This window comes from Burkholderia sp. Se-20378, assembly GCF_017104665.1.
Classification (GTDB): domain Bacteria; phylum Pseudomonadota; class Gammaproteobacteria; order Burkholderiales; family Burkholderiaceae; genus Burkholderia; species Burkholderia lata.
Map to the genome: position 1 here is coordinate 1 of NZ_JAAGPG010000669.1, position 3,922 is coordinate 3,922.

The 3,922-nt window shown below is 64.2% G+C and carries 4 protein-coding genes and 1 pseudogene; all 5 read right to left on the reverse strand.

The window, feature by feature from the left end:
* A pseudogene (locus G3N93_RS35770) lies at positions 1 to 307 on the reverse strand (acetyl-CoA C-acetyltransferase); the annotation flags it as partial.
* 292 nt (positions 308 to 599) lie between these two features.
* Complete coding sequence (gene phaP, locus G3N93_RS35775; protein ID WP_011353207.1) at positions 600 to 1,184, reverse strand: TIGR01841 family phasin; 585 nt, start codon at positions 1,182 to 1,184, stop codon at positions 600 to 602.
* A 502-nt stretch (positions 1,185 to 1,686) separates the two neighbouring features.
* Positions 1,687 to 2,451, reverse strand: coding sequence for a ParA family protein (locus G3N93_RS35780; RefSeq protein ID WP_174945054.1), 765 nt, complete (start codon positions 2,449 to 2,451; stop codon positions 1,687 to 1,689).
* Positions 2,452 to 2,554: 103 nt separating this feature from the next.
* On the reverse strand, positions 2,555 to 3,178 hold the full coding sequence (locus G3N93_RS35785; RefSeq protein WP_206135107.1) for a DNA-3-methyladenine glycosylase: 624 nt from the start codon (positions 3,176 to 3,178) through the stop codon (positions 2,555 to 2,557).
* Positions 3,165 to 3,713, reverse strand: coding sequence for a G/U mismatch-specific DNA glycosylase (mug, locus tag G3N93_RS35790; RefSeq protein ID WP_174945090.1), 549 nt, complete (start codon positions 3,711 to 3,713; stop codon positions 3,165 to 3,167). The genes G3N93_RS35785 and mug overlap by 14 nt, the downstream gene beginning before the upstream one ends.
* Positions 3,714 to 3,922: the final 209 nt, after the last annotated feature.

Here is a 3,922-nt window from a genome sequence, read left to right on the forward strand (position 1 = left end):
CGATCGCGTTCGCCGCCAGCATCACGGCCTTCAGGCCCGAGCCGCACACCTTGTTGATCGTCATCCCCGGCACTGCCGTCGGCAGCCCGGCCTTGATCAGCGACTGGCGCGCCGGGTTCTGCCCGGAGCCGGCCGTCAGCACCTGGCCCATGATCACTTCGCTGACCTGATCGGGCTTCACGCCCGCACGCTCCAGCACCGCGCGGATCACCGTCGCGCCCAGTTCGGGCGCCGCAATCTTCGCAAGCGAACCGCCGAATTTGCCGACCGCGGTCCGCGCGGCCGATACGATCACTACATCCGTCATGTCCAGTTCCTGCATCGAAATCAGTTCGTCGTTCTGACGCCGGCGCGAGCCGGCCTCGGCTGGCGATCGCGCATCTCGGGCCGTCCGGCGCGATAGCGGTCGCACGCCGCCGTACGGCGCGCGGCGCCCGTTCGAACGGGCGGCACACCGGTACGGCTCGCCGGTTCACCGGCGTCTTGCGGCAAACCGGACATTCGCCGGACACCACGCGGCACACGCGGCGTCTGGCGCCATCCGGCGCCGATCAATCGTGTCGCGCTCATGCGCGACACGTGCTTGCGTGGCTACGCGATTACGCAGCCGATTCGCGTGCGGCTGCTGCGTCCTTGCGTGCGGCGGCAGCCGTTTGCTTCGCGCCACGCGTTGCCGTTTCGCTGACCGCATCGAAACCGCTCTGTGCGGCTTCGATCGCCTGACCCGTCGCTGCGCGAACCGAATCGGCCGCGGCGGTCGCCGCCGACAGCGCCGAATTCAGCGCAGCCACCACCGGCGCCGAGCCGGCCGGTGCATGCTTCGACAGTTCGCCAAGCGCGTCCTTCAGGCGCTTGTCGTTCTGTTCGTATTGCGCTTGCGCGACTTTCGCCCATTCGGACTGCGTCGACACTGCGATGTCGAACAGATGGCGGCCGTACGACACGACCTTGCCGGCCGCTTCCTGCGGTGCGGCGACCTGTTGCGCGAAGCCCGCGGCCGGGTTGCTGCTGTTGAATGCGTTCTTCAGCTTGTCTTCGTATTCCTCGAGCGCCGTCCGGGCCGCTTGCAGGTTGAGTTCGACGACAGCCTCGAAACCTTGGATCGCCGGACGGGCGATCGCAAACCACGCGGCGATACCGGATTGATATTCGGCGTTCAGTTTTTCGGGGGCAAATACGGACATCGGGCACGCTCCTGTTAGCAATGCGAGAGACGACGTAAAGAAAATGGGAAGCCGGATCGACAGCAGACTTCCTTATTGACAACCCGTCACTTATTTGAGCACGGGAAGCTGAAGGAGCCCATTCTAGATCGATTAATTGTCAATTAAATGGCATTAATACTAGGTGTAAACCCTTATTTTGATTCAGAGCAACCGCTGGAACCCTTGATGCGCCGACATCGCAGACGAGGCCGTGCATCACTCTGTCCCGCAATGCATTTTTACCTTTTTACAGGATACCGGGTCATGACGTCGCGCAACATTTACCAATCCATTATTCCGTTTATTAGAAAACCGGAGCACATTGAAAATGGAGCGGTCACTTATGTAATCGTTTTTTCTGGATTTATTATGAAATCGTTTTCGGGATTATTAATGACGGAATCAATGATCGGATGAATTGCGGGTCGCAATAAAAAACGGCCGCATGATGCGGCCGCGGGTTCGTCAGGCAGGTGCGGGATCAGCCGGCCAGTTCGCGATGCAGCGCGAGGAACTCCTGCGCGAGCTTGTGCCCGGGTTCCAGATGGATCACCGGTTTGGACTGCTGATGCGACTCGCGAATCTTCACCGATGCCGACAGCCTCGACGCGAGCACCGGCAGCCCTTCTTCGACGAGTTCGTCGACCAGCCGCTGCGGCAGGCTCGCCCGCGGCTGGAACTGGTTGATCACGATCCCTTCGACCTCGAGCGCCGCGTTGTGGTCCTGTTGGATTTCCTTCACGTTCTCGAGCAGCGTGTACAGCGCGCGGCGCGAGAAATCGTCGCAGTCGAACGGGATCAGGCAGCGCTCGACCGCGATCAGCGCCGAGCGCGTATAGAAATTCAGCGCGGGCGGCGTGTCGATGTACACGGCGTCGTAGGTGTCGAGCTCGTTCAGCGCATCGCGCAGCTTGTAGATCTTGTAGCGCGACTCGAGCTTGCCGTGCAGCGTGTCGAGCTCCGGATGCGCGGGCATCACGTCGAGCCCTTCGAACGGGGTCGGATGGATGAACGACGCGACGTCGACCGGGCGGAAGTTGAAGGTCAGCGCGGTTTCGAAGAAATCGGCGACGCCCGGCTGCGCGTCGGACGCGGCGTCGCCGAGCAGGTAGCGCGTCGAGTTCGCCTGCGCATCGAGGTCGATGACGAGCGTGCGCAGCCCTTCGCTCGCGCTGATCGCCGCCAGGTTGCAGACGATCGTCGATTTGCCCACGCCGCCCTTCTGGTTGAATACGACCCGCCGCATTGTGTCTCCTCGATCGAACACGTCGAAAAGACAAGCTTAGCCGGTCAATTGTGGCGGTCGCGTGACGCAGGTCGAATTGTGCGCATCTTGGCACGGGGCCGTATCAGCGGCGCGTCACCGGCCCCGACACATACCGGTTGCCCGGCACGCTCCACCGCCACGGCAGATCCGTGCCGACACGAATGCCGATCCGCGGCCCGCCCGCCAGATCGGCGGGCGGCGCGACACCATCGTCGACGATCGCGAACCCTTCGTGTGCGCCGATCAGGTCGACCCCATCCTGCGCGCCGCCGATCCCCATCGCCTGCGTCAGCCGCGCCGGCCCCCGGCACAGGTCGCGATCGCGCGTCTGCGGCGGCCGCGCCGCACGCATCCGTTCGAGCCCTTGCAGCGGCTCGAGCGCACGGATCAGCACGCCCGTGCCCGTGCCATCCGGGCCGCACACGCAGTTGCAGCACCAGTGCATGCCATAGGTGAAATAGACGTACAGGTGCCCCGGCGGCCCGAACATCGTCGCATTGCGCGGCGTCTTGCCTCGATAGGTATGCGCGGCCGGGTCGATCGCACCGGCATAGGCCTCCACTTCGACGATCCGCCCGACCCGGCCGTCCGCGGCCGCGAGGATCTTGTTCAGCAGTTGCGGCGCGACGTCGGTGGCGACGCGGTCGAAGAACGCGCGCGGCAGCACGGCGCCCGGCCACCGAGGCGCGGAGTCACCGCGCCGCATCCTGTTCCTCCGGCTGAAGACCGGAACCGGCCTTCGCCTGAATACGAAGCTGACGGTATGCGTCGACCAGGTCGTCGAGACTGAACGCGAGGTTTCGCCCGCTCGGATTGGGCAGCACCCAGACGCTCGATCCCTGCATCCGGGCCGGCTGCAATCCCCACTCGATTTCCCGCTGCCCGGAAAGCGCCGAATACGCCGCCTTGCCGAGAAAGGCGACGAAGCGCGGCCCATAACGCGCCACCTTGTGCTCGAACTCGGCAGCCGCGGCGACGAATTCCGCGCGCGAAAGCTGATCGGCACTCGCGGTCGGCCGCTTCACCACCGCCGTCAGGCCGCAGCCATATTGAAGAATCGCGTGATCGTCCTGCGGCGAAATTTCCGCCGGCGTGAAGCCCGCGAGATGGATCACGCGCCAGAAGCGGTTGCTTCTCCCCGCAAAGTGATGCCCGGTAGCGGCCGCGGTCAGGCCGGGGTTGATCCCGCAGAAGAGTACGTCGAGATGCGGAGCGATGAGATCGGGAAGTTCGTCAGCCACGTTTTGCCTGGCGCGCAAGGAACATCGACGTAAACGAAACAAGGCCCGAAGACCCGGGCCAAGCAACTGGCTTGACTCGGAGATTCGGGCCCATCGAGAGGCTGGATGCCGACTTGCCGATCAGAACGGGATATCGTCGTCCATCTCGTCGAAGCCACCGCCTGCCGGTGCGCTCGGACGGCTTTGCGCGCCGCCGCCTGCACCGCCAC

What these genes read in the sequence shown, in the direction of transcription:
- phaP (WP_011353207.1), bottom strand. Translation starts at nt 1,184, where the DNA reads ATGTCCGTATTTGCCCCCGAAAAACTGAACGCCGAATATCAATCCGGT.
- G3N93_RS35780 (WP_174945054.1), bottom strand. Translation starts at nt 2,451, where the DNA reads ATGCGGCGGGTCGTATTCAACCAGAAGGGCGGCGTGGGCAAATCGACG.
- G3N93_RS35785 (WP_206135107.1), bottom strand. Translation starts at nt 3,178, where the DNA reads ATGCGGCGCGGTGACTCCGCGCCTCGGTGGCCGGGCGCCGTGCTGCCG.